The organism is Klebsiella sp. 141161 (assembly GCF_050600815.1).
GTDB classification, from domain to species: domain Bacteria; phylum Pseudomonadota; class Gammaproteobacteria; order Enterobacterales; family Enterobacteriaceae; genus Klebsiella; species Klebsiella aerogenes.
On record NZ_JAQIRN010000010.1, the window covers coordinates 65,510 to 89,459 of the forward strand.

23 protein-coding genes are annotated in these 23,950 nt (G+C 55.3%); 7 read left to right on the forward strand and 16 right to left on the reverse strand.

The genetic code is table 11. The annotated features are described in order from the left end of the window. Window positions 1-55 precede the first annotated feature (55 nt). The 3 genes from ydgT to blr form a co-directional block, all read right to left on the reverse strand. Window positions 56-271: a transcription modulator YdgT gene (ydgT, locus tag PGR79_RS21660; protein WP_015366849.1), complete on the reverse strand. Its 216-nt coding sequence runs from the start codon at window positions 269-271 to the stop codon at window positions 56-58. A 214-nt stretch (window positions 272-485) separates the two neighbouring features. Then, window positions 486-1,856, reverse strand: coding sequence for a GH1 family beta-glucosidase (locus tag PGR79_RS21665; protein WP_113374678.1), 1,371 nt, complete (start codon window positions 1,854-1,856; stop codon window positions 486-488). Between the two features lie 110 nt (window positions 1,857-1,966). After that, window positions 1,967-2,104 carry a division septum protein Blr gene (gene blr / locus PGR79_RS21670; RefSeq protein ID WP_015366847.1) on the reverse strand — a complete coding sequence of 46 codons (138 nt, stop codon included), beginning with the start codon at window positions 2,102-2,104 and terminating at the stop codon, window positions 1,967-1,969. A 170-nt stretch (window positions 2,105-2,274) separates the two neighbouring features. On the opposite strand from blr, the gene PGR79_RS21675 reads away from it, so the two are divergent. Then, window positions 2,275-3,315 carry an oxidoreductase gene (locus PGR79_RS21675; protein WP_087858490.1) on the forward strand — a complete coding sequence of 347 codons (1,041 nt, stop codon included), beginning with the start codon at window positions 2,275-2,277 and terminating at the stop codon, window positions 3,313-3,315. Between the two features lie 33 nt (window positions 3,316-3,348). Here PGR79_RS21675 and add read toward each other — a convergent pair whose 3' ends face one another. Both add and PGR79_RS21685 read right to left on the reverse strand, forming a co-directional pair. Continuing rightward, window positions 3,349-4,353 carry an adenosine deaminase gene (gene add / locus PGR79_RS21680; protein WP_087858491.1) on the reverse strand — a complete coding sequence of 335 codons (1,005 nt, stop codon included), beginning with the start codon at window positions 4,351-4,353 and terminating at the stop codon, window positions 3,349-3,351. 237 nt (window positions 4,354-4,590) lie between these two features. Next, window positions 4,591-4,986, reverse strand: a complete 396-nt coding sequence (locus tag PGR79_RS21685; protein ID WP_087858492.1) for a DUF1398 domain-containing protein — start codon at window positions 4,984-4,986, stop codon at window positions 4,591-4,593. Window positions 4,987-5,331: 345 nt separating this feature from the next. Between PGR79_RS21685 and metQ the strand changes: the two genes are divergently transcribed. Continuing rightward, the gene (metQ, locus tag PGR79_RS21690; protein ID WP_087858493.1) at window positions 5,332-6,147 is read left to right on the forward strand and encodes a methionine ABC transporter substrate-binding lipoprotein MetQ; all 816 of its coding nucleotides are present in this window, start codon (window positions 5,332-5,334) and stop codon (window positions 6,145-6,147) included. Here the strand turns inward: metQ and PGR79_RS21695 are convergent, their stop codons facing one another. After that, window positions 6,148-6,576 (reverse strand): MerR family transcriptional regulator, encoded by a 429-nt coding sequence (locus PGR79_RS21695; RefSeq protein ID WP_087858494.1) that lies wholly within the window; start codon window positions 6,574-6,576, stop codon window positions 6,148-6,150. It abuts the gene before it with no gap. Window positions 6,577-6,656: 80 nt separating this feature from the next. On the opposite strand from PGR79_RS21695, the gene PGR79_RS21700 reads away from it, so the two are divergent. Further along, the gene (locus PGR79_RS21700) at window positions 6,657-7,883 is read left to right on the forward strand and encodes an NADH:flavin oxidoreductase/NADH oxidase family protein (protein WP_113374679.1); all 1,227 of its coding nucleotides are present in this window, start codon (window positions 6,657-6,659) and stop codon (window positions 7,881-7,883) included. 33 nt (window positions 7,884-7,916) lie between these two features. On the opposite strand, the gene yedF is transcribed toward PGR79_RS21700, so the two are convergent. The 5 genes from yedF to malX form a co-directional block, all read right to left on the reverse strand. Beyond that, on the reverse strand, window positions 7,917-8,150 hold the full coding sequence (yedF, locus tag PGR79_RS21705; RefSeq protein WP_015366840.1) for a sulfurtransferase-like selenium metabolism protein YedF: 234 nt from the start codon (window positions 8,148-8,150) through the stop codon (window positions 7,917-7,919). Then, the gene (gene yedE, locus PGR79_RS21710; RefSeq protein ID WP_087858495.1) at window positions 8,147-9,358 is read right to left on the reverse strand and encodes a selenium metabolism membrane protein YedE/FdhT; all 1,212 of its coding nucleotides are present in this window, start codon (window positions 9,356-9,358) and stop codon (window positions 8,147-8,149) included. The genes yedF and yedE overlap by 4 nt, the downstream gene beginning before the upstream one ends. Before the next feature lie 164 nt (window positions 9,359-9,522). Then, window positions 9,523-9,726 carry a putative selenium delivery protein YdfZ gene (gene ydfZ / locus PGR79_RS21715; protein ID WP_015705242.1) on the reverse strand — a complete coding sequence of 68 codons (204 nt, stop codon included), beginning with the start codon at window positions 9,724-9,726 and terminating at the stop codon, window positions 9,523-9,525. 92 nt (window positions 9,727-9,818) lie between these two features. Next, a complete protein-coding gene (locus PGR79_RS21720) occupies window positions 9,819-11,003 on the reverse strand; it encodes a MalY/PatB family protein (RefSeq protein ID WP_430922488.1) in 1,185 nt (394 codons plus the stop codon). Window positions 11,004-11,051: 48 nt separating this feature from the next. Further along, a complete protein-coding gene (gene malX, locus PGR79_RS21725; RefSeq protein ID WP_113374681.1) occupies window positions 11,052-12,644 on the reverse strand; it encodes a maltose/glucose-specific PTS transporter subunit IIBC in 1,593 nt (530 codons plus the stop codon). A gap of 173 nt (window positions 12,645-12,817) precedes the next feature. Here malX and PGR79_RS21730 point away from each other — a divergent pair, with 173 nt between their 5' ends. Continuing rightward, the gene (locus PGR79_RS21730; protein WP_015705245.1) at window positions 12,818-13,846 is read left to right on the forward strand and encodes a Mal regulon transcriptional regulator MalI; all 1,029 of its coding nucleotides are present in this window, start codon (window positions 12,818-12,820) and stop codon (window positions 13,844-13,846) included. A gap of 57 nt (window positions 13,847-13,903) precedes the next feature. Here the strand turns inward: PGR79_RS21730 and PGR79_RS21735 are convergent, their stop codons facing one another. Next, window positions 13,904-15,397: a YdgA family protein gene (locus PGR79_RS21735; protein ID WP_113374682.1), complete on the reverse strand. Its 1,494-nt coding sequence runs from the start codon at window positions 15,395-15,397 to the stop codon at window positions 13,904-13,906. A gap of 97 nt (window positions 15,398-15,494) precedes the next feature. Then, entirely contained in the window at window positions 15,495-16,673 is a 1,179-nt protein-coding gene (gene manA / locus PGR79_RS21740; protein ID WP_430922490.1) for a mannose-6-phosphate isomerase, read from the reverse strand. A 196-nt stretch (window positions 16,674-16,869) separates the two neighbouring features. On the opposite strand from manA, the gene fumA reads away from it, so the two are divergent. Further along, window positions 16,870-18,516 (forward strand): class I fumarate hydratase FumA, encoded by a 1,647-nt coding sequence (gene fumA / locus PGR79_RS21745; RefSeq protein ID WP_032714392.1) that lies wholly within the window; start codon window positions 16,870-16,872, stop codon window positions 18,514-18,516. A gap of 144 nt (window positions 18,517-18,660) precedes the next feature. Continuing rightward, the gene (gene fumC, locus PGR79_RS21750; RefSeq protein WP_113374684.1) at window positions 18,661-20,061 is read left to right on the forward strand and encodes a class II fumarate hydratase; all 1,401 of its coding nucleotides are present in this window, start codon (window positions 18,661-18,663) and stop codon (window positions 20,059-20,061) included. On the opposite strand, the gene tus is transcribed toward fumC, so the two are convergent. Beyond that, window positions 20,051-20,983, reverse strand: coding sequence for a DNA replication terminus site-binding protein (gene tus / locus PGR79_RS21755; RefSeq protein ID WP_045392408.1), 933 nt, complete (start codon window positions 20,981-20,983; stop codon window positions 20,051-20,053). The two genes, fumC and tus, sit on opposite strands and share 11 nt — an antisense overlap. Before the next feature lie 73 nt (window positions 20,984-21,056). Next, complete coding sequence (rstB, locus tag PGR79_RS21760) at window positions 21,057-22,358, reverse strand: two-component system sensor histidine kinase RstB (protein WP_113374685.1); 1,302 nt, start codon at window positions 22,356-22,358, stop codon at window positions 21,057-21,059. A 190-nt stretch (window positions 22,359-22,548) separates the two neighbouring features. Here rstB and PGR79_RS21765 point away from each other — a divergent pair, with 190 nt between their 5' ends. Then, the gene (locus PGR79_RS21765) at window positions 22,549-23,130 is read left to right on the forward strand and encodes a hypothetical protein (protein WP_113374686.1); all 582 of its coding nucleotides are present in this window, start codon (window positions 22,549-22,551) and stop codon (window positions 23,128-23,130) included. A 6-nt stretch (window positions 23,131-23,136) separates the two neighbouring features. Here PGR79_RS21765 and rstA read toward each other — a convergent pair whose 3' ends face one another. After that, entirely contained in the window at window positions 23,137-23,853 is a 717-nt protein-coding gene (gene rstA, locus PGR79_RS21770; protein ID WP_032707933.1) for a two-component system response regulator RstA, read from the reverse strand. Between the last annotated feature and the right edge of the window lie 97 nt (window positions 23,854-23,950).

A 23,950-nucleotide genomic window follows, 5' to 3' on the forward strand; every position in this document is an offset into this window, starting at 1 on the left:
GTTAGTTAATTTCAGGGCGGGAAGTATAAGCAACTGGCGTGAATGATAACAGTCTTTATTGCACGTAACGCCATACCGACTTCGGCACCTGGCCGACATCGAACAGTTTTCCGCCAGAGACTAACTCGGCGCGGCGGTGATCGGCGGCGCGATACATGTTGACAATTTCATTGGTGTCAGAGAGAGAATAGTTAAGATGATCAAAAAGTTTTTCTAGGCTTTCCAGCGAACTAATTTTGCGGAATTTTAATAAATAATCCTGAACGGTCATTTGTGTATCCATTTAATAATCGGAATTAAGTCGAATATTACCAATTTTCTGTAAACCGTGTTTCAACTAACAGCGCCTTCTTGATGGGCCGGCGGAATTATTTCGGTTGCCAATACTAAAAACAAGAACTGATTAGGATCCTGGCATCGTAAAAAGAAATTTAAGAATATTCTACAACCAGATCAGGCGCCGGACGGCGCCTGAGGGGGGAAGATTAACGCTGTTCGCCTCGGCTGGCAATAACGTTTTGGTACCAGAAATAACTCTTTTTTCGTTTGCGGGCGCGGTTCTGCTGGTGATCGACGTAGACAAAGCCATACTGCTTCTGATAGCCGTTGAGCCAGCTTAGCAGGTCAATAAAGGACCACGGGTAAAAACCGCGGACATCCGCACCTAATGCTATTGCTTTTTCCAGCGCATTAATGTGGCTACTCAGATAGTCAATTCGCGGATCGTCGACAATTTCACCGTCAATTATCGGATCTTTTGCCCCCAAACCATTTTCGGTGATATAGATTGGGATATCGCCATAGCGCTCTTTTATCATCATGATGCCGTCGGTTAATCCCTGCGGCCAAATTTCCCAGCCCCATTCAGTATAAGTACTTTGCGGATTGCGGACGAAATAAAATAATCCATCCACGCCGGACTCGCCGACGCCTGGACCTTCTTGCGGCGTGGCGGAGACCGTCTCCCGACGATAATAATTCAGGCCGATAAAATCACAGCGGTTTTCCTTGAGCAGCGCATCGTCGCCCGGCGCAAAAAGGGGTACATTCCACAGCGCCTGAGCCTGATGGAGCAAATCGGCTGGATAGACGCCTTTCAGTACCGGATCGTATAGCCAGTGGGTATGGATAGCATCGGCCAACGCTGTGGCACTGATATCCTCGGCGCTTTGCGTCAACGGCGTATGGGGCTGCAGGACGTTAACGAAACCGATCTGGCCGTTAATGTTCATTTCACGGAAGGTCTTAACGGCCAGCGCGTGGGCGACAAAGACATGGTGACAAGCCTGGATGGCGCGAGCCGGGTCGCGTACCGCCGGTGGATGGCAGCCATTAATATAACCGTGGCCGATAAATACGATGGTTTCGTTAAAGGTTGCCCACAGCTTGACCCTGGAACCGAAGCGCTGATAGCACAGACGAGCGTATTCGGCGAAGGCTTCCGCTGTGCTGCGAGCCTCCCAACCCCCTTCGTCCTGCAATGCCTGCGGTAAATCCCAGTGATAAAGGGTGATCATTGGTTCGATATTGTGCGCCAGCAGTTCGTCGATCAAATCGCTGTAAAACTGTACGCCGGGTTCATTGACTTCGCCACGGCCATGAGGCAATAACCGTGGCCAGGAGATAGAAAAACGGTAGCTTTGTAGCCCCATTTCAGCCATCAGGGCGACATCCTCACGAAAACGATGATAGTGATCGACGGCGATATCGCCATTGGTGCCCTGAAAGGTGGTTCCCGGCTGGTGCGAGTAAATATCCCAAATAGAAGGGCCTTTGCCATCGGCATCGTGCCCGCCTTCAACCTGGTAGGCGGCCGTTGCTGCCCCCCAGAGAAAATCTTGCGGAAATGCGGCCATCAAAAAAACTCCTTATCAAGTGATAAGGAGAGTGTATTGAATGGCGCGACAAATCTGCAACCGGTTTCTGAAACCGGTTGCAGATTTGCGGCGAGTATCACTTTTTGCCTTTATTTCGCCTGTACGGTGCTAGCCGGGGGCGGGGACTGATAATCATCGATTTGATGCGCAACCACCAACAGTACAGCCGAAACGCCAAACACAACCCAACCAATAAGTTCTACAATGCGGGTAAAAACAGTCGTCATAATTCTAAAGCGGAAAGTTAAAATGGATTGAAATGTTACTAAACCGCGGAAACAACGCAAGTATTACCGCCCATGCATTGCGCAACTGACGCAAAGATGAACAGCGTGCACGGATAAGCGGAAGATTAAGGTTTATAGTAGAAGTCATGGTTGCCTGCGAGGATGACGCCATGAGTGATGCTATAAGGGTAGGACTGATAGGCTATGGTTATGCAAGCAAGACATTTCACGCGCCATTGATTTCCGGTACGCCGGGTATGGCGCTATCGGCCGTGGTCAGTAGCGACGCGCAAAAAGTACTGACAGACTGGCCGGCGACCCAGGTGGTGGCTTCAGCGAGTTCGCTATACGCTGACCCTGATATCGATTTGATTGTTATTCCGACTCCCAACGATACCCATTTCCCTTTGGCGCGAGCGGCGCTGGAGGCGGGTAAACACGTCATTGTTGACAAACCTTTTACCGTGACACTGTCACAAGCACGCGAGTTGGATGCTATCGCCAGAAGCCGCGGGCGGCTGTTATCGGTGTTCCATAATCGCCGTTGGGATAGCGATTTTCTCACGCTGAAGGCCTTGATTGCCGCAGGGGATTTGGGGGAGGTCAGTTATTTTGAATCACATTTCGATCGTTTTCGCCCGCAGGTTCGTGACCGCTGGCGTGAGCAGGGCGGCCCTGGCAGCGGTATCTGGTATGACTTAGGCCCGCATCTGCTGGATCAGGCGGTCAATCTGTTTGGCCTGCCGGTGAGTATTGCCGTCGATCTGGCGCAGCAGCGCCCCGGCGCGCAGGCGACGGATTATTTTCACGCGGTGTTAGTTTATCCGCAACGGCGAGTGATTTTGCACAGCACGCTGCTGGCGGCGGCAGAAACGGCGCGATATATCGTCCATGGTTCACGAGGAAGCTATGTGAAATATGGTCTCGATCCGCAGGAAGAACGTTTGAAAAACGGCGAACGGTTGCCGCAGGAGGATTGGGGCTACGATATGCGTGACGGTATATTGACCCGCGTTGAAGGCGAAGAGCTCGTCGAGGAAACCTGGCTGACGCTCCCCGGGAACTATCCCGCTTATTATGCGGCGATTCGCGATGCGCTCAACGGCAGCGGAGAAAACCCGGTACCCGCAAGCCAGGCGATTCAGATTATGGAACTGATTGAACTGGGGATTGAATCGGCACGGCACCGGACGGCGCTGTGCCTGATTTAACAGCATGCTCCGCCTGCACGGCGGAGCTTTGGCTTAATTAGCCTTTAGAACGCGTTGGATCAGCGCCTCTTTTTCCTGACGGCTGAGGAACGCCAATTCCAGACCGTTAATTTGCGCCTGACGGATCTGCTCGCGGTTGAGGCCCGCCGCCGGTGCGGCGACATTGTACTCGTGAATAATATCCACACCCTGTACCGCCGGATCGTCGGTGTTAATGCAGGCCAGCACGCCGTGATCGAGGAAGGTCTTCAGCGGGTGCTGCGCCAGTGAGGCGACGGTACTGGTCTGGATGTTCGACGTCAGGCAGGATTCAATGCCAATACGTTCAGCGGCGAGGTAGTCCATTAGCTTCGGATCCTGCACCGCTTTCACCCCATGACCGATGCGTTCGGCGCCCAGTTCACGAATGGCCTGCCAGATACTTTCCGGCCCGGCGGCTTCACCTGCGTGCACGGTAATACGCCAACCCGCGTCACGCGCGCGACGGAAATGATCCATAAACAGCGCGCCAGGGAACCCCAGCTCATCGCCAGCCAGATCCAGCGCGGTGATCCCATCGCGATGGGCCAGCAGGGCGTCGAGTTCCTCTTCACAGGCCGCTTCGCCGAAGGTGCGGCTCATGATGCCAATCAGACGCGCCTCGACGCCGAAATCACGGCAGCCTTCGCGTACTCCGGCAATCACCGCTTCGACGACGCCGGCGACCGGCAGCTGATGGGTCATCGCCATATAACGCGGAGAAAAACGCAGCTCAACGTAGTGCAGGCCGTTGCGCGCGGCGTCTTCAACGTTTTCCCAGGCAACACGGCGGCAGGCTTCCAGAGAAGCCAGCACCTTCACGCCCCAATCGAGTTTCGCCAGGAAGCTAACCAGGTCTGGTTCATTGCTGGTGACCTGCACATGCGGACGCAGCGTTTCAAGGGTATCTGCCGGGAGAGTAATATTGAACTGGCGGCCAAGATCGAGAATGGTTTGGGCACGGATGTTGCCGTCAAGATGGCGGTGAATGTCTGTTAAAGGCAAAGTTGAATCAATCATGGTCGCACTCATTTTTTAGTTGAAGTGCACGATATTATACATCAGCAGCGTAACCGTTTAAAAGTACGGAAAAAATCCTATGGATACAGGGAGATGGCTGGTGCAAAGTCTGTTTTTGCGCAAATAAAAAGCCATTTCCCTTTTCTGTTGCGCAACTTGAGGTGTTGAGCGGCCCCAAGCGTAAACTAACTTCCGGGCCGTCTGAATATCTGGATGAGCGTTTAATAATTTCTGCGATTAAAAGGGGAGAATCATATTTTCCATATGCAATAATGTGTTGTCTTTTGACCAGTAATGGCGCGTTTTTTCATTAAGATCAACCACCCATTTAAATACCCCGGCATTTGCCAGTTCGGCGCAATAGTTATCAAAAGGAGTGACACCACTAAAGTGGCGTCGCGCAGCTTCTCGGGTGAGCGTTCTGCAGGCCTGCGAGTTAACACGCAGCAACTTTCTGTTGCTTTTCAGGGAAACGAAAGTATCTGATGACATAACAAAATTCACATTCCCGGTAGCAACAAAATAGATGTAATAAGAGACATTATTTTCAATGAGTACTTCAGTAAATGAAATAAAATCCGCATCAGTACGTACTCGCTCAAAAATGGTTCTGAGCAAATCCAGAAGCTCCATGGTTTTCCTTGTGGGTCGTGTGTGCGTGCGATACGGCTTTATATACAGCTAGTGTATATAAAATGTTCACTTATCTATTTATTATAATGCTAATTATATAAACTTAATTTTAATGTGTGTAATGGTATTGGAACAGTGTTTCAAGTGTTACAAAGTATTGCTTCAGCGCAAGAAATCAGCAGTTCCACTGGCGGGGGAGTAAAAGCAGCGTGGCGACTTATCAATAGCGTTTCGCTATTAGTCATAGAGAATCAGTATTTAATCTTAGTAAGACGCTTATATATAGTGTCCCGGACTGACATTCCTGCCATCGTCAGCAGGCTATATTAAAAGGACACCGGGAAAATGGCTTTTTCACTTAAAGGTTTTACTCATTCATTGGCTCTCGTTGGCGCGTTGCTACTGGCGGGTTGTGGGCCAAAAGATCGGGATCCTAATCATATTAAGGTGGGGATTAGCGCGGGTATCGATCAGCAAGTCTGGGCGGTGGTGCAAAAAGTCGCCAAACAAAAATATAATCTCGATGTCGAGGTGGTGACTTTCAATGATTTCGTTCTGCCAAACGAGGCGCTGAACAATGGCGATCTCGATATCAATGCTTTCCAGCATAAACCCTATCTGGATAAACAGATTCAGGAGCGCGGCTATAAGCTGGTGGATGTTGGTACCACATTTGTCTATCCGATAGCCGCTTATTCAAAGAAAATCACCGCTATTTCGCAGCTTCCGGACGGCGCCCAGGTGGCGGTGCCTAACGACCCAACCAACCTTGGACGCTCACTGCTATTGCTGGAGAATCAGGGGCTTATCACTCTGAAAGAGGGAGTAGGCCTGCTGCCAACCGCGCTGGATATCGTCAATAACCCAAAGAAGCTGAAAATCGTCGAGATTGAAGCGCCGCAGCTGACCCGTGCGCTGGATGATAAACAGGTGACAATGGCTATCATTAATACCACCTTTTCCAGCCAGATTGGCCTGTCGCCGACGCGTAATGGTCTGTTCATTGAGGATAAAAATTCACCGTACGTCAATATCTTTGCCAGCCGCGAAGATAATAAAGATAGCGCAAAGGTGAAGAACCTGGTGAAAGCCTACCAGACCGACGAAGTCGCCAACGCCGCCGCCGAATTGTATAAAGGCGATGCGGTGAAAGGCTGGTAGCTATTCTTCCTTCGCCGTCCGGTCCTGCACATCCAGCACCTGAGATAACACGCGCCGCGCATTAGCGGCGCAGTCAATGTCATCCGGCTTCTGTTGTATCTCATCAATAACGCTTACCAGCTGCGCTTTACCGTACGCGAGTTTCTGTTCCAGTTTTTCAATATCCGCCACTTTTTGTTGCAGGGTGGTGAGTAGCGTTTGTCGGTCCCAGTGGTTGAGATCGGACGGTAACAGGGCGGCGATTTCTTCAAGAGTAAATCCCGCCGCCTGAGCGGTAGTAATCAGTCCCAGCACGACCAGCGTTTCTTCCGGATAGCTGCGATAGCCATTGGCTTTACGCTGCACGGTTTTGAGGATCCCCGCCCGCTCGTAATAACGGATCCGCGAAGGCGCCAGGCCGCTGCGTTTTGCCAGTGTACCGATATTCATTTTTATTCCTCATAAGCTGCTTGACCTTAAACTTAACTTTAAGGTTATGGTTTGTCCAGTTCACTGACTGGAGCCCTGACATGACCCTTTTTACCCCTCTGCGACTGGCCTCTGGCGTCGTCATTAACAACCGCATCGCTAAAGCGGCGATGGAAGAAAATATGGCCGATGCCGATCATGCGCCGTCAACGGAATTATTCATGCTTTATCAGGCCTGGGCGCAGGGCGGCGCCGGGGTGATTATTACCGGTAATGTGATGGTGGACGCCCGGGCGATGACCGGCCCGGCAGGCGTGGTGCTGGAAGATGAACGACATCTCGACAAGTTCCGCGCCTGGTCGCAGGCGGCACGGGCGAATGGCGCTCAGGTGTGGATGCAGATCAATCATCCTGGGCGACAGATGCCTGCGGGCCTGGGACAGGAGACGCTGGCCCCTTCGGCGTTGGCGCTGGATCTTGGGTCGCAATCTTCGCGCTTTCGCCTGCCGCGGGCGATGGATGAGAAGGATATCGCCGATGTGACGCGACGGTTCATCACCACCTCCCGGTTAGCGGAACGTGCTGGATTTCACGGCGTCGAAATCCATGCCGCCCACGGTTATTTGCTGAGCCAGTTCCTCTCGCCGCTCAGTAACCAGCGCACCGACCAATATGGCGGGAGCATTGAAAATCGCGCCCGTCTACTGCTGGATATCGTGCGCGGCGTCCGCGAGACGGTGGCGGCGGATTTTACCGTGGTGGTTAAACTCAACTCAGCGGATTTCCAGCGCGGCGGCTTTTCGATTAACGATGCCAGGACGGTGGTGCAAATGCTGGCGGAAAGCGGCGCCGATCTGGTCGAACTTTCCGGCGGCAGCTACGAAGCGCCGGCGATGATGGGCGCCATGCGTGATGAGCGAACGCTGGCGCGGGAAGCTTACTTCCTGCAGTTTGCCGAGCAGATCGCCGAAGTGGCGACCATTCCACTAATGGTCACCGGCGGCGTGCGGCGGCGTGAAGTGGCGGAAAGGGTGGTGAATAGCGGAGTTGCGCTGGTGGGGATCGCCACGGCGATGGCGATTGTGCCCAATTTGGCGCAGCAGTGGCGTGAGGGGGAGTACGATGCGCCACTGCTGCGTCAGGGTAACTGGAAGAACAAGGCCATTGCCGCCAGCGCGCATATGGCGGCGGTGAAATATCAGCTGCAGCGGTTAAGCCGCCACCGCGTGGTGCGGCCGCAGGTCTCACCACTGTGGGCGTTGCTGACGGCGCAACTGACGGCGAAACGGCAGGCTAAACGTTATCGGCGCTGGATGGCGGGCAAGTAATGACAGCCGGTAGCGCGCTACCGGCCCTTCTCGTCACTTTTGAATCAGATAGCGGATCGTCGGCCCATCCTGCTGAATATCCAGCACGGTATAGCCGTGATTTTTAGCATCGTGCGGGATGTTGTTGATTGACTGCGGACAGTCGCTCACCACTTCAAGTATTTCCCCTTTTTTTAGTGCCGGCATTGCTTCAAGCGTGGCCACGGCTGGGTAGGGGCAAGGTTCACCAACCATATCGAGGCGGTAATCAGGAACGATCTCTTTCATGCGGTTTCCTTAATACGGGTCGCCGAAGTGTTTTTCTGGCGAAAGAAGTGTTTTTCCCAGGCGATGACCAACATCAGCGCGATAAATAGCAGCAGGTAGGTGATAAGCAGGCCGCCGAACGGACCAAAAGTCGTCAGCAGGTTAATCTTATCCCAGTTGGTGGCAAGCGTCGGCGATAAATCATCCCAGAAGTAAGCCAGCAGGGTGGAGCCGATAACGTTGCCTAACCCGACCCACCAATAATGTACCTGGCCTTCAACGGCGCGATACATCCAACCGGTTTCGCAACCACCGGCCAGTACGATGCCGAAACCGAACAGCAGGCCGCCAATTACCGCGTTCGGCCCGGCCCACATGATTTTGGGCTCCATGCCGAGCTGCACATAGCTAAAGATACCGATGGCGCTGGCCGCCATCCCGAAGATGATTGCTTTGGCCATATAGGTGCGCCCGGTCACCCACATATCGCGAAAGGCGGAGGTGAAACAGATTTGCGCTCGCTCGATGAGCAGGCCAAAGGCAACGCCGAACAGCAGGGCCAGGCCCAGTTTAGGCTGATTGGCGGCGGTCAGTAGCCCCCAGCCGATCATAGCGACAAATACCAGCATTCCCAGACGAAAGCGGCGGCGGGCCTGCGCGGGTTTTTGAGTTAACGGTGAGGCCGCGGAGACTTTCTCAATTTTGACCGGAATACGGAAAACAGGCAGCAGCGTAAAGCGCGCGCCGAACCAAGTCCCGATGGCGGTGGCGATGGCGAAGAACCATGCGTGCAGGGAAAACTGCGGGATCCCGGTGAAGAAAGCCGCCAGGTTACAACCCATTGCCAGCCGGGCGCCGAAGCCCGCGATAATGCCGCCGGCCAGCGCCTGGAAAATGCGAATGCGGCTACGCGGCATCCGCAGCTTGACGTTATTCGCCCACAGCGCGGCGGCCAGGCAGCCGCCAAACATGCCAAGGATCATCATACCGTCGATACGCGTTAACGGCGTACCTTCGAGATGGATTAATTGGTAGTAACCCCAGTTTTCGGCCGGGACGCCCATCATCTGCAGCAGCTGGCCGCCCCAGCGGGTAAATTCGCCGGTGACTGCCCAGAATGTACCGGTAATGCCAAAATAGTAAGTAGAAAGAATACCGGCGGCGATCACCGCAGGCGCTGGCGCCCAAAACTTAATTAGCCAGGCTTGTTTGAATTGATGCCATGTCATAGAAATGCCTCTGAACTCAGAAGGTAATTCGCCCCGAAAGGGCTTGAAGAGCCGCGATAATACGCCGCTTAGCTTTCAGAATCACTCGACGAGATCAAAAGCGGGAAGAATGCCTCATGAAAAAGGCCGCCAGTCAGGGCGGCCTTAAATCAACAACGCTGGAATTAATTAAAGCCCAGGCGAATAAGATTCAATGGGCAATACAATTCATGACTACCGTCTAATTCTACGCAGTCACTGCGGCGCAGCTGTTCGCTGTTTTTATTAGCGCCATGAATGGCCTTAATCACTCCCGTCGCGCCGCTGTCGGCCACCATGACCCGGCTGCCAGCGTCAATAGCATTACGGTTACGATCGTAGGTTTTCATCATTTCCTCCTCTGCAGTGTCATTCGGACGTGATTGTTTCGCGTTGTTTTAATACTCCTGTGTGGTTAAAAAGTTTTTGAGGTATATCAAAATTATTTTAATTCAGGGCGCAATGATCGCAGAGCGGCAATCAATCCTTGAACCCCTTTCTCAAGCTTCACCCGCGGGCATCCGGCATTTAGCCTGATGAAACCGTTACCCTCTTCGCCATAGGTATAACCCGGCATGATCGCGACTTTTTGCTCTTCAATCAGCGCTTTTTGCAGCGCGCGATCGTCGATACCGAGTGGACGCAGATCGATCCACGCCAGATAGGTGGCTTGTGGCGGCTGCCAGTTTAGCTGCGGGAAGGCCTGATTCAGCTGCTCGGCGATATAGCGCATGTTTTCCTGCAGATAATCGCGTAACGCATCCAGCCATGGCGCGCCCTGACGATAGGCGGCGATATGCGCGACCAGCGCCGGAACCGACGGAGAAGATAGACCATCGCGGCCTTTCAGCGCTTGCAGATAGCCATCGCGCGAAGCGGTATCGGCGATGAGCCCATAGGCGCCGGTAAATGCCGGGATATTGAAGCTTTTTGAGCCCGACGTGAACAGCGCCCAGGGGCCCTGCGCAACGGCGCACCAGGGGGTATGATGGTGTTCGCCCCAGGTCATATCCATATGAATTTCATCGCTAATAACCCGGACGTTATGCTTCGCGCACAGCTGCGCCATGGTGGTCAGTTCGTCGCGGCTCCAGACTTTGCCCGTCGGATTGTGCGGGCTGCACAGCAGCAAAATGCGGTTGTCGGGATGGGCGAGCGCGGCTTCCAGTTCGTTCATATCGCAGCGCCACTCACCCTCATCAAGCTTGAGCGCCACCGGGGCAATGCGTCGCTGGTTGCCGTCGATAGTTTTGTAAAACGCGTCGTAAGCCGGGGTATGGACCACGATGCCGTCGCCCGGATTGGACCATTGCCTAATCATTTCGGCCACCATGTAGATAACCGACGGGCCGTAAACGATGGCGTCGTGGTCGATGGTGCTATGAAAACGGCTGGCGAACCAGTGGCTGACGGCCCCGAGAAATTCGTCGTTTTTCCAGCGGCTATAGCCAAAAACGCCGTGCGCCAGGCGCTGGCTGACGGCGTCGATAATACAAGGGGCGGTAGCGAAATCCATATCGGAGATAGTGAACGGCAGCAGGTCGGCGGCGCCGAAACGGTCGGCTACGTAATCCCATTGGGTGCACCAGGTCCCGTGGCGGTCCACTGGCGTGGCAAAATCAAACATCTGAATTTCCTTCGCGAATGCCCCCTCCGGGTGAGAGGGGGCGTATGTTTAGGCCTGAACGGTATTCATCAGGGTGGCCATTTCATCTTTTACCGACTGAACCTGTGGGCCGATGACCACCTGCAGGTTGTGATCGTTAAGCTGGACCACGCCGATTGCGCGGTTGGCTTTCAGCGCGGCGGTATCGACTTTGCTCATGTCGTTCACCGACAGGCGCAGGCGGGTAATACAGTTATCGAGCGTGACGATATTATCAGCACCGCCGAGCGCGGCCAGAATCGCCGGCACGTTATAACCTGATTTGCCAATCGTTCCGGCAACTGCTTTTTCGATGTTGGTCGCCGTTTCGATATCGCGGCCCGGCGTTTTCAGGTTGAAGCGGGTGATGGCGAAACGGAAGATACCGTAGTACACCGCGAACCAGATGGCGGCGACAACCGGCACCATATACCACTTGGTCGACAGCCCGTGCAGGATGCCAAACACCACGAAGTCGATAATGTTGCCGTCGGTGTTGCCGATGGTGACGCCAAGTACCGCCATGATAGTGAAACCAAGGCCGGTCAGCAGGGCGTGGATGACGTACAGTACCGGCGCGACGAACAGGAACAGGAATTCCAACGGCTCAGTGGTACCGCCAACCACGCAGGCAATGACGCCGGAAATGAGCAGCCCTTTAATTTTATGACGGTTTTCTGGGCGGGCGCAGTGGTACATCGCCAGCGCCGCGCCGGGCAGGCCGCCGAGGAAGGCGGGCATTTTACCCTGTGACAGGAAGCGGGTCGCGCTTTCAGAGAAGCCGTGCGTCGTCGGGCAACTCAGCTGCGCCTGAAAGATAGTCAGCGCGCCGCTGACGCTGTGGCCGCAAACGTCCATGGTGCCGCCCGCTTCGGTAAAGCGGATCAGCGCCACCAGAATATGGTGCAGGCCAAACGGCAGCAGCAGGCGTTCTCCGGTACCGAAGATCATCGGGCCAAAATCGCCGGCGCTATTGATAACATGTCCTAGTCCGTTGATACCCATCGCGAACACCGGCCACACCAGCGGAATGACCAGACCGACCAGGCCTAACACCACGGTGGTAATGATCGGCACAAAGCGCGTGCCGCCAAAGAAGGCCAGTGCATCCGGCAGACGGATGTTGTGGAAGCGTTCGTGCAGCATCCAGACGATAATACCGGCGATCACCGCGCCGAGGATCCCGGTGTCGATCGACTGAATACCGATAATATTCTGAATGTTGTTGGCCTTGAGGACCGCCGCGTCGGTCGTCGGCAGGATGCCTTTCGCCGTCAGCCAGAAGTTGACCGCGAGGTTCATGACCGCGTAGCCGACGAAGCCCGCGAATGCGGCGACGCCTTTGTTTTCACGCGCCAGGCCGAGCGGAATTGCGATACAGAACATGACCGGCAGGAAGCTAAAAGCGAAGGAGCCGACTTTACTCATCCAGACAAAAATCGCCTGCAGCAGCGGCACGTTCAGCCACGGCAGCAGCGTAATCACATCGTGGCTGCTTAACGAGCTGCCGATCCCCAGCATGATCCCGCAAAACGAGAGCAACGCCACGGGCAACATAAAGGTTTTTCCTAACTGCTGGAAAAACTCCCATAAGGTAATTTTTGGTGCTGTTTTCGCCGTCATACACGAATCCTGGTTCTGAAAAGGGTCGATAGGATGTAACGTAGCGGCAAGATAAAACGTTTTACCATTTTTTAGTGCGATAAAAATCACATAATCAAGCGATAATAAGGTTTATAAAGATAACATACTGATAAAACGTTTTATCGAAAGGCAAAGGGAGTCAGCCAGTCGTTATGGCTATCGCAAAAAAGACAACCATCAATGATGTGGCGCTGGCGGCTGGCGTCTCGGTCAGTACGGTATCGCTGGTGCTCAGCGGTAAAGGGCGCATCTCTTCGGCCACCGGCGAGCGCGTCAACCAGGCCATTGAGCAACTCGGGTTTGTGCGTAATCGCCAGGCGGCGTCGCTCCGCGGCGGGCAAAGCGGGGTGATTGGCCTTATCGTTAGCGATCTGTCGAAGCCGTTCTATGCCGAGCTAACCGCCGGGTTGACCGATGCGCTGGAATCACAGGGTAAAATGGTATTTCTCACCCAGGGCGGGCATCGCGGCGAAAAAATGCTCCAGCGCTTCGAAACGCTGGTCTCGCAGGGGGTTGACGGGGTGATTATCGCCGGCGCTATCGACAAGGGCGGCGAGCTGCGCGATCGTGCCGCCGAAGTAGGGATGCCGCTGGTTTTTGCCTCCCGCGCCAGCTACCTGGACGATATCGACCTGATCCGCCCGGATAACATGCAGGCGGCGCAAATGGTAACGGAACATCTGATTCGCCGCGGTCATCAGCGCATCGCCTGGCTTGGCGGACAAAGCGCGTCCCTGACCCGCGCTGAACGGGTGGGCGGCTATTGCGCCACCTTATTGAAGTACGGACTGCCGTTTCATAGCGAATGGGTTGTCGAGTGTGGCTCCAGTCAGCAGCAGGCGGCGGAAGCCATGATCGCGCTGCTGCGGCAAAATCCGACCATCAGCGCGGTACTTTGCTATAACAGCGTCATCGCCACCGGGGCGTGGTTCGGTCTGCTGCGCGCCGGGCGGCAGAGCGGCGAGGGTAGCGTGGAAAGTTATTTTGAGCAACGCATCGCGCTGGCGGCCTTTGCCGAAGTGCCGGAAGCGGCGCTCGATGATGTCCCCTTGACCTGGGTGACCACCCCCGCGCGTGAGATGGGGAACAGCCTGGCGGAGTGTATTTTACGCCGCCTCGAGGAGGGGCAAGGCAGCGCGCGTAATCAGATTATGCCGCCGCGGCTGGTTATCAGAAAGTAGGGGCCGCCATCGATTAAGGTGTTCCCGGGCTACCTGACTGCAGCCCGGGACATTTTTTTACTGCTGCGGTTCGGCGGTGGGGAGCGTCAGGCCGAACATGGCGGCGAAATCAGCCAGCGGCATTTTCTGCCCGTTTAGCGTGACCTGGCCGTCGGCGTACTGCAGGCTGGAGGTGATCGCGTTATCTTCCATTGTGGTCAGACGGAACATCTGCCCCATCGCCGCCAGCCCTTTGACCTGCTGATCGGCAAGTTTCGCCGCATCCTCCGGCTGGTAGCCTTCCAGCCCGGCAATCTGCGTCATCAGGGCGGTGGCCATATCCACCGGGATCACCAGCTTGCCGTCCAGCGATTTAACGCTGCGGTCCAGTTCATCGGCGACGGTCTGCGGCGCGGCGGTCGTTTGCGCCGGATCCTGCATCAGCACCGACAGATTCAGGGTGCTTTCGCCTTTGGCGTTTTGCCAGCTCAGCGGAGAAATCGTCAGCGACGGATTACCTTTCAACAGAATTGGCAGCGAGCTAAAGAAGATCTCGGTTAACGCCTGCTGATAAAGCTCCGGATTCTGCGCCAGCTCGGGTTTCGCCATCAGCGCCTGCGCCTGGGCGTTATACTGCTGACTGAATTGATGCCACGCCTGACCGTCGAGATTATCCAGCTTAACGGTGAGTTTGCCGCGGCCCATATCCTGGTTTTGCAGTTTCAGGCTGTTAAGGTTGTAATCAAGCTGGCTATTGATACGCTTGCCGTCATCGGAGAGCGTAGAGCGGCCGTCGATATTCATGCCTTCCAGCAGCGCCAGCTCTTTACCTTCAACGCCGATAGCCAGTTTTTCAAGGGAAATCTTCTGCTTGCCGATACGTTCCTCAAAGGAGGTCATTTCGGTGGCGCCGTCAGCCTTCAGGTTGCTGAAACTGAGCTGAACTTTCTGGTTGTATTCGTTGACCGCGTTGATCTGCCCGCTGGCCGCTTCGCCGCTCAGGCTAATAGTTTTGCCATCGCGATCGGCATTGAGCTGGAACTGGCCGCCGCTAAAGATAACTTTTTCATTGTCTTTAGCGTAATCCAGCGGGTTAAGGAAGATGGCCGACTGGGTATCGCCGCTGTAGGCAATGCGGGTGTCGATGTTAAACGGCGTTTGTCCTTTAGCAATATCGAACAGCGCTTTGCTGGCATCGTTATTCACGAGGGTGGTGTTGACGGAGGCCATTGCCGGCGCCAGGTTAAACGATTTTAACGAGGCAAGCGGGAAGGGACCATGATCGACCTTTTCGTCAAACACCAGGCTTTGACCGGCGGCCAATAGACTGTGTTCTTTACCGGCCTGCGGCTTCACCACCAATTGCAGATGGCTGCTGAATAACCCGCGCTGGTAGTCTTGATAGCTCAACTCTACGCCAGCTTCCGGCGCGTTGCTCTGCAGTTGGGCATTCGCCTGCTGCACCATTTCGGCAATACGGTTTTCCAGTTGCTTACCGGTAAACCAGGCTCCGCCTGTCCAGACGACTCCGAGCGCGACGATAATTCCCGCGGCGACCAACGTTTTTTTCATAGCATTTGTCCATAAATGAAACCAGGCGGAACATGCCGCCTGGTTGTGTTGTCATGATGGGGGAAGTCTAGCAACTGCGGATTAAAAGTTCAGTAACTTACTTAAGCTTATTGAACACGCGCGCCAGACGACCCTGGCCGCTGACCAGTACCGGTGATTCGTTGCAGGCGATAAACGCCGATTCACCCGGCTGCAGGGTCAGGCGCTGCTCGCCTTTACGTAGCGTCGCTTCGCCTTCCACGCAGAACAAAATCGCGGCGCTCTCTTGCGCCAGAGAGTCCTCATTACTGGACAGCTCGTGCAACGAGAAGGCGAAATCATCGACCGGGATTGGGAAATCCAGCTCGCTGCCGTGTTGTTCCGGCTGAGTCAGCAGCTCAGAGGCAGGTTTGGCGACAAATTTCACGTTCGCCACCAGTTCCGGAATATCGATGTACTTCGGCGTTAGACCGGCGCGCAGCACGTTATCCGAATTGGCCATCACTTCCAGCGCGACACCCTGCAGGTAGGCGTGCGGGGTCTCGGCGAACAGGAACATCGCTTCGCCAGGGTTCAGTTTCACCACGTTGAGCAGCAGCGGGGAGAAGAGGCCGCTGTCATCCGGGTAGAATTCAGCGATCAAACGAATGGTCTGCCACGGTTCGCCCTGTTGGCGGTCGAGGGCGTTTTGCAGCACGCTGAGCGCATGCGCTTTTTCCTCACCTTTCATATTCAGCAGGCTGGCGAACAGCTGGCTTAAACGCCCGGCATCCGGCTGTTGAATGAATTCGCCAATTGCCGGATGCGCCCCGGCAACCGGCTGCAGCAGCGCGACAATTTCATTAAATTCGCGGAACGCGTTCATGGCGAGGAACGGCGTCAGGGCGAAGACCAGTTCCGGCTTATGGTTGGGATCTTTATAGTTACGCTCGGCGGCATCCAGCGGAATACCCGCGGCGTTCTCTTTGGCAAAGCCAATTTCCGACGCGCGTTTGTTCGGGTGAACCTGGATGGAGAGCGGCTGGGCGGCGCACAGTACCTTGAACAAGAACGGCAGTTCGCCAAAACGCTCTGCGACGTTAGCGCCGAGGAGGGCATTTTTATCGGCCTCAATGACCTCGCGAAGCGACTGCGGCTGGCCGTCGGCGTTAAGGACCCGCGAACTGCTTTTTGGGTGAGCGCCCATCCACAGTTCCGCCATCGGCAGGTTGTCCGGATTGGCGATACCGTAAAGGTCGGTTAACGCGGTGTGACTTCCCCATGCATAGTTTTGCACTGAGTTAATGAGCTTCTGCATTCTCAATCCCTGTTTCCACATAAAAATGTTGGCTCTATTAAACCAACAAATCGTCGAGAAGCAACTGCTGAAAGAAAAAGTCGTCCTTGTCTCAGTTTTTGTTAAAAAATTGTGTAAGATTGATCGACTCGCTTTTCTACAGGCAAATGGAGTGTCTGCCTGAAACATAATCAGCCAAGCAGTAAGTGAGAGTACAATGTCGAACAAACCGTTTGTTTATCAGGATCCTTTTCCACTTAAAAAGGATGACACCGAGTATTATCTCCTCAGCAGTGATTACGTCTCCGTCGCCGAATTCGCCGGCCAGGAAGTTCTGAAGGTTGAACCTCAGGCGCTAACCTTACTGGCCCAACACGCGTTCCACGACGCCTCCTTTATGCTCCGCCCGGCACACCAGCAGCAGGTCGCGGATATCCTCAACGACCCGGAAGCCAGCGAAAACGACAAATACGTCGCGCTGCAATTCCTGCGTAACTCCGATATCGCCGCCAAAGGCATTCTGCCGACCTGTCAGGACACCGGCACCGCGATCATTATGGGGAAAAAGGGACAGCGCGTATGGACCGGCGGCGGCGATGAAGCCGCGCTGGCGCAGGGCGTGTACAACACCTATATCCAGGACAATCTGCGTTACTCGCAGAACGCGCCGCTGGACATGTATAAAGAGGTCAACACCGGTACCAACCTGCCGGCGCAGATCGATCTTTATGCTACCGATGGCGATGAGTATAAATTCCTCTGTATCGCCAAGGGCGGCGGCTCCGCGAACAAAACGTATCTCTACCAGGAAACGAAAGCGTTAATCACCCCGGCGAAGCTGAAAAACTACCTCGTCGAGAAGATGCGCACTCTCGGTACCGCAGCTTGTCCGCCGTACCATATCGCCTTTGTGATTGGCGGCACCTCTGCGGAAGCCACGCTGAAGACGGTGAAATTGGCCTCGACCAAATACTACGATGGCCTGCCGACCGAAGGTAACGAACATGGCCAGGCGTTCCGCGATGTGCAGCTGGAGCAAGAGCTGCTGCTGGAAGCGCAGAACCTCGGCCTCGGCGCGCAGTTTGGCGGCAAATACTTCGCCCACGATATCCGCGTGGTCCGCCTGCCGCGTCACGGCGCGTCCTGTCCGGTGGGGATGGGGGTCTCCTGTTCTGCCGACCGTAACATCAAAGCTAAAATCAACCGCGACGGCATTTGGCTGGAGAAACTGGAGAGCAACCCAGGGAAATATATCCCTGAACATCTGCGCCAGGCCGGTGAAGGCGAAGCCGTGAAGGTGAACCTCAATCAGCCGATGAGCGAGATCCTGGCGCTGCTGTCGCAGTATCCGGTGTCGACTCGTCTGTCGCTGAGCGGCACAATCATCGTGGCTCGTGATATTGCCCATGCCAAGCTGAAAGAGCTTATTGATAATGGCGAAGCGCTGCCGCAGTATGTCAAAGATCACCCTATCTACTACGCCGGCCCGGCGAAGACGCCGGATGGTTACGCCTCCGGTTCTCTGGGGCCGACGACCGCTGGCCGCATGGACTCGTATGTCGATCTGTTGCAATCGCATGGTGCGAGTAAAATCATGCTGGCCAAGGGTAACCGTAGCCAGCAGGTGACCGATGCCTGCCACAAACACGGCGGTTTCTATCTCGGTAGTATCGGCGGCCCGGCGGCGGTTCTTGCGCAGCAGAGTATCCGCAGCCTTGAGTGCGTGGCTTATCCGGAGCTGGGAATGGAAGCTATCTGGAAAATCGAAGTGGAAGATTTCCCGGCCTTTATCCTCGTTGATGATAAAGGTAACGACTTCTTCCAGCAGATCCAGACATCGCAGTGCTCGCGCTGCGTGAAGTAAACGACACCGCCCTTCGGGGCGGTTTTTGTTTGGGCCGCTTTAGCGGCACGAACGACTAAAACAACTAATAATTCTGGTTAATACTTAATCCTTTAAGCAGGTGAGCTTGTCGCTATGACGCACTTTGAATCCAAGGAGAAAGTAATGACAACGCATCGCAGTGAAAAAGACTCGATGGGCGCCATCGACGTCCCGGCCGATAAACTTTGGGGCGCGCAGACCCAGCGCTCGCTTGAGCATTTCCGTATCTCAACGGAGAAAATGCCTGGTGAACTGATCTACGCGCTGGCGCTGACCAAGCGCGCGGCGGCGAAGGTGAACCAGGACCTGGGCCTGCTGGCGGCGGACAAAGCGGGCGCCATCATCGCCGCCGCGGATGAAGTCCTCGCCGGCAAGCATGCGCAGGAGTTTCCGTTAGCTATCTGGCAAACCGGCTCCGGTACCCAAAGCAACATGAATATGAACGAAGTACTGGCTAACCGTGCGAGCGAGTTGCTTGGCGGCGAGCGCGGCATGGCGCGCAAAATCCACCCCAATGATGACGTCAATAAAAGCCAGAGCTCGAATGATGTTTTTCCAACAGCGATGCACGTCGCGGCGCTAATCGCGCTGCGCGAAAAGCTACTCCCACAGCTACAGGTGCTGCGGGACACGCTACAGGAAAAGTCGCTGGCCTTCGGTGACATTGTTAAAATTGGCCGCACTCACTTGCAGGACGCTACGCCGCTGACGTTAGGGCAGGAGATCTCCGGTTGGGTCGCGATGCTGGAACATAATCTCCGGCATATTGAACACAGCCTGCCGCATCTCGCTGAGCTGGCGCTGGGCGGTACGGCGGTTGGTACCGGCTTGAATACGCACCCGGAATATGCGGTGCGGGTGGCGGCGGAACTGGCGTCGCTTAGCGGGCTACCGTTCGTCACCGCGCCCAATAAATTTGAAGCGCTGGCCACCGTGGATGCGCTGGTTCATGCCCACGGCGCGCTGAAAGGGCTGGCGGCTTCGCTGATGAAAATCGCCAACGATGTGCGCTGGCTGGCCTCCGGGCCGCGCTGTGGCATAGGGGAAATCGCCATTCCGGAGAACGAACCGGGATCCTCCATTATGCCCGGCAAAGTCAACCCGACGCAGTGCGAAGCGTTGACCATGTTGTGCTGTCAGGTGATGGGTAACGACGTGGCGGTGAATATCGGCGGCGCGTCAGGCAACTTTGAGCTTAACGTCTATCGGCCAATGGTCATCCACAACTTCCTGCAGTCGGTACGCCTGCTGGCGGACGGTATGGAGAGCTTTAATGAGCACTGCGCGGTGGGCATTGAGCCAAACCGCGAGCGGATCGGCCAGTTGCTTAATGAGTCGCTGATGCTGGTGACCGCGCTCAATACCCATATCGGCTACGATAAAGCGGCGGAGATCGCCAAAAAAGCGCACCATGAAGGGCTGACGCTGAAAGCCGCGGCGCTGTCGCTTGGTTACCTGACGGAAGCCGAATTCGATAGCTGGGTGCGCCCGCAGGATATGGTTGGCAGCCTTGCTACTCGCTAGCCAGCCATAAATGCAGACGCGGGATCAGTAATCGTAACGACTGCGCCTGCGGCTTGTGGCGGTACTGCACGTTATCGGCATCGTAATTCAAAAGTTCGCCGAGATCCGGCACGCTTACCCCATGCGTGCCGGAGATAAGCGCAATTAGCGGGCCGGGGCAGGCGTACTGCACCTGCTTCTGCTCTCCGGCATACCACACTCTGGCAATCGGCTGTACCTTGACCGGGCGTTTTATTTTCAATTTTGCCCGCTGCGGCAGGGCGGCGATATCCTGAAATTCCCTTTCCAGCTTGCTTTGCCACTGTTCGCGGGTCCAGGGCGGCACCGCGCGCGGCGATTGCAGGCTCTTCTCTAGCTGCATTAATACTTCATCGCGGGTCAGATTTTTAATCACATGCTTATTGGCCCAGCCGAAGCGGATGGTGCTGGGGTCGAGCAGCGGCGTCAGGGTACGATAGGCGCTAAGGGTAATCAGGCCGGGCAGATGGCGGTGAACCCATTCGAAACGCGCGGCGGCCGGCAATCCGGAATCGACGGTGACGATTTTCTCAAACGCCGCTTTCAGCGCGTTAATGGCGCTGATTTTCTCCAGCAACTCCGCCTGCTGTTGCGTATCAACCGCCAGGCAAATCGCCCCGGGGAGGCGTACCGCCGCCTTGCTGCTGCGGTTTTCCGACTGCTGCTGTATAAACAGATGGCTGTAGTGCCTGAGCGCCATCTCCAGCGCGCTTTGCCCGACGTGCTGGGTGACCTGAATGGTATCCAGCGGCGCGTGCTCCGCCTCTTTGCTCACCGCCGGCAATTCGAAAACCCGCGCCGCCAGCAGACGGCAGCGGCTCAGCGACGCTTTGAAGGTTTGTAGTTCGCGCTCAAGCTCACGAAAGGTGTCATTTAAGCGCGCAACGAGGTCGTAGCTAGCCATGATTACCGCCTTAGTTACAACATACTGTTTGAGTATAAACTATACGCAGGCCGCGACGCCTGCGCAAGTTCAGCTAAGCAGAGGTAAAAGCGGGAAGCTGGTGGTAAATGGGCCAGCTGAAAATGAATGCCGCGCCGCCGAGCGAGCTTTCGTCGCAGTGGACTTCACCGGCCATCGCCTGAGCAATACTGTGTACAATCGCCAGCCCCAGGCCGCAGCCGCCGGTGGCGCGATCGCGGCTGGGATCGAGACGGACAAACGGCTCGAATACCCGTTCGCGTTCTTCAAGGGCGATACCCGGGCCATCATCTTCCACTCGCAGCGTCGCCCTTGAACCGGCCAGCGACAGGCCAATCTGAATATGTTGCTGACTGTAGCGCAGGGCATTATTAACAAGGTTATCCAGCACGCGCTCCATTAAACGCATATCCAGCGCGCCGTAGTCGCCCTCCGTAAGCTGGCGCAACGCGACTTCACGCTGCGGATTGACCAGTTGTATATCCTCGACGTGCGCGCGGATCCAGGCCGGGAAATCCGGGGTAGTCAGGTTGAGTTCGTTCTGCGGGCGATCGAGGCGCGCGTAGGTGAGCAGTTCTTCAATCAGCGCTTCTAGTTGCCCGATATCGCGGTTGAGAGCCAGCGACTCGGCCTCGGTCAGATTTTCGCTCATCTCCAGGCGATAGCGCAGGCGCACCAGCGGCGTGCGTAGTTCATGGGCGATACCGTCAATAAGCTGTTTTTTACTGGCTATCAGGGCGTTGATATTATCCGCCATCTGGTTAAAGGCCACGCCGAGTCGCTCGAAGCTCGACATGCTATCGAAATGGATGCGCTCGCTAAAATGGCCTTCGCCGAAGCGCTGTGCGGCGGTTTCGATACGCAACATATCCTGCCAGTGCGGACGCATCCAGATAAACACCGGGAAAGCCAGTGAAATAGCGATAAACGCCATCAGCGCGACGTCCAGCAGGCGCATCTCATGCAAAAAATAGAGATAGGGCACCGGGCCGACCGACAGGACGTAATGGCTGCGCGGGATGCGTTGAATAAAGGTGTACTGATCGTCCAGCGCCACGATATCGCCCGCGCGCAGATGCTGCATCGAGCTTTCCGAGAGCTTGAACTTGCTTAACGGTTCAATGTGCAGATCGAAAGAGAGGTTGAGGTCCAGCTCTTTCAGCGTGTTGCTCCAGTCGCGCGGCGGGATCTCGCGCAGTTCGCTGCGCATCAGATAGAGCGAGCTTTTCATCAGATCGTCCAGCGACTGGCGTCCGGCGCGCTCGGCGGTGAATTTATACACCAGGCCGACCAGCATGGTCATGACCAGGAAGCAGACGAACAGTAAAAGGTAAAACTGCACAAACAGTTTTTTCATTAATCATCACCGGTCATTAACTGGGTTATCTTGCATCAAAAGATTCTACAGGAGAAGGATCCCGCTCGGCAAAGTTCTCACCGACGCGCCAGGCCAAATGACCGATAGCCGTATTGTGCCATTTCCCCGGCCTGTCAGGTGCCAGCCTCTCTGTTAATTTAAGCGCCCCAAAAATGATGGAGAGCGCCAGATGACTAAGCCCGTGTATTTGCATACTGATAATGATGTTGAGATTTTAAAAACCTTCGATATGGTCCTGAGCCATATGCAGGCGATCGCCGACCCTTATCAGTGGAAGTGGGTGATTACCGGCTGGCACAGCATCCTGCAGAACGCGATGGTGTTGGCGCTGTGTCAGGGCAATGACTTTCAGGTCTACCTGGCCGACGGTAAAGCGTCGACACAAGAAATCTTCCAGCAAATCTGTAACGACGATTTCTCCAACATCAATAAACTGCAGCTGCCGTCCTTCATGGCGCTATACCGTGCGACGAGGGAGAGCAGCGCCTTCACACCCAGCGAAGTCTGTACGGTGGCGGTGGGCAAGCTTCACCAGCTGCGTAACGATTTCATCCATTATCATCCGGGAGGCTGGAGTCTACAGGTCGATGGTTTACCGCAATGGATTCAGGCGAGCGGCGAACTACTGGATCATTTCCTCGCCAGCGGTGAGATCGTACGCTGGTATGACGAAAACGACGAAATGGCATTCAGAGAGAAATACGCTGAATTTCAAGACCGACTACACGGTGTGATGTCGGTCTATTCCTGACGCGGATTAATTATCCCAGGCGTGCGGGGCAAACAGATAGCCTTTGTTGCGCACCGTCTTGATGCGGTAGGGCTCGGTGGCGTTGTCGAGCAGCTTTTTACGCAGGCGTGAAATCGCGACATCGACGCTGCGATCCATGCCGTCGTAGCTGACGCCGCGGAGATTTTTCAACAGCGCATCGCGATCCATAATCTGCCCGGCATGGGTCGCCAGTTCCCACAGCAGGTCGAAATCGGCGGTGGATAAAGCCACGTTGTCGCCGCCGAGCAATACCTGACGGTTAACCGGGTCGATCGACAGCGAACCAAAAACAATGGCTTTATGCGGCGTCAGGGTTGCGGGAGCTGGCATCGACGGCGAAGCCACGTGCTGGCGCAGATGCAAACGCAAGCGGGCCAGCAGCACCGCAGGTGGGGTGGTTTTGAGGATGTAATCACTGGCGCCCATCTCCAACGACAGAATATGGTTCATATCGCTATCGAGCGAGGTCAGCAACACGATCGGACCCTGCCACTGGCTGCGCAGGTCGCGGCACAGCGTCATCCCGTCTTTGCCAGGCAGCATGATATCCAGCAGTACCAGATCGGGTTGTTCACGAGCAATAACCTCTTCGGCCCGGTCGCCGCGCGGCTCAACAACCACGTCCATATCATGTTTTCCCAGATAGGCGGCGATAAGCGCGCCAACTTCGGGCTCATCCTCAACAAAAACGATCTTATTCATATCTTACGCGTATAAATTAAAAAGCTAACATACACCGCCCGCAAATTGCCTGCCATTAATCTTTCATAAACAAATGTTCTTCCGTTATGCTGGTAGA

What these genes read in the sequence shown, in the direction of transcription:
- PGR79_RS21675 (WP_087858490.1), top strand. Translation starts at nt 2,275, where the DNA reads ATGAGTGATGCTATAAGGGTAGGACTGATAGGCTATGGTTATGCAAGC.
- manA (WP_430922490.1), bottom strand. Translation starts at nt 16,673, where the DNA reads ATGCAGAAGCTCATTAACTCAGTGCAAAACTATGCATGGGGAAGTCAC.
- add (WP_087858491.1), bottom strand. Translation starts at nt 4,353, where the DNA reads ATGATTGATTCAACTTTGCCTTTAACAGACATTCACCGCCATCTTGAC.
- PGR79_RS21700 (WP_113374679.1), top strand. Translation starts at nt 6,657, where the DNA reads ATGACCCTTTTTACCCCTCTGCGACTGGCCTCTGGCGTCGTCATTAAC.
- fumC (WP_113374684.1), top strand. Translation starts at nt 18,661, where the DNA reads ATGACAACGCATCGCAGTGAAAAAGACTCGATGGGCGCCATCGACGTC.
- rstB (WP_113374685.1), bottom strand. Translation starts at nt 22,358, where the DNA reads ATGAAAAAACTGTTTGTGCAGTTTTACCTTTTACTGTTCGTCTGCTTC.
- metQ (WP_087858493.1), top strand. Translation starts at nt 5,332, where the DNA reads ATGGCTTTTTCACTTAAAGGTTTTACTCATTCATTGGCTCTCGTTGGC.
- rstA (WP_032707933.1), bottom strand. Translation starts at nt 23,853, where the DNA reads ATGAATAAGATCGTTTTTGTTGAGGATGAGCCCGAAGTTGGCGCGCTT.
- PGR79_RS21735 (WP_113374682.1), bottom strand. Translation starts at nt 15,397, where the DNA reads ATGAAAAAAACGTTGGTCGCCGCGGGAATTATCGTCGCGCTCGGAGTC.
- PGR79_RS21665 (WP_113374678.1), bottom strand. Translation starts at nt 1,856, where the DNA reads ATGGCCGCATTTCCGCAAGATTTTCTCTGGGGGGCAGCAACGGCCGCC.
- PGR79_RS21695 (WP_087858494.1), bottom strand. Translation starts at nt 6,576, where the DNA reads ATGAATATCGGTACACTGGCAAAACGCAGCGGCCTGGCGCCTTCGCGG.
- ydgT (WP_015366849.1), bottom strand. Translation starts at nt 271, where the DNA reads ATGACCGTTCAGGATTATTTATTAAAATTCCGCAAAATTAGTTCGCTG.
- PGR79_RS21730 (WP_015705245.1), top strand. Translation starts at nt 12,818, where the DNA reads ATGGCTATCGCAAAAAAGACAACCATCAATGATGTGGCGCTGGCGGCT.
- ydfZ (WP_015705242.1), bottom strand. Translation starts at nt 9,726, where the DNA reads ATGAAAACCTACGATCGTAACCGTAATGCTATTGACGCTGGCAGCCGG.
- yedE (WP_087858495.1), bottom strand. Translation starts at nt 9,358, where the DNA reads ATGACATGGCATCAATTCAAACAAGCCTGGCTAATTAAGTTTTGGGCG.
- blr (WP_015366847.1), bottom strand. Translation starts at nt 2,104, where the DNA reads ATGACGACTGTTTTTACCCGCATTGTAGAACTTATTGGTTGGGTTGTG.
- PGR79_RS21685 (WP_087858492.1), bottom strand. Translation starts at nt 4,986, where the DNA reads ATGGAGCTTCTGGATTTGCTCAGAACCATTTTTGAGCGAGTACGTACT.
- malX (WP_113374681.1), bottom strand. Translation starts at nt 12,644, where the DNA reads ATGACGGCGAAAACAGCACCAAAAATTACCTTATGGGAGTTTTTCCAG.
- tus (WP_045392408.1), bottom strand. Translation starts at nt 20,983, where the DNA reads ATGGCTAGCTACGACCTCGTTGCGCGCTTAAATGACACCTTTCGTGAG.
- PGR79_RS21720 (WP_430922488.1), bottom strand. Translation starts at nt 11,003, where the DNA reads ATGTTTGATTTTGCCACGCCAGTGGACCGCCACGGGACCTGGTGCACC.
- PGR79_RS21765 (WP_113374686.1), top strand. Translation starts at nt 22,549, where the DNA reads ATGACTAAGCCCGTGTATTTGCATACTGATAATGATGTTGAGATTTTA.
- fumA (WP_032714392.1), top strand. Translation starts at nt 16,870, where the DNA reads ATGTCGAACAAACCGTTTGTTTATCAGGATCCTTTTCCACTTAAAAAG.
- yedF (WP_015366840.1), bottom strand. Translation starts at nt 8,150, where the DNA reads ATGAAAGAGATCGTTCCTGATTACCGCCTCGATATGGTTGGTGAACCT.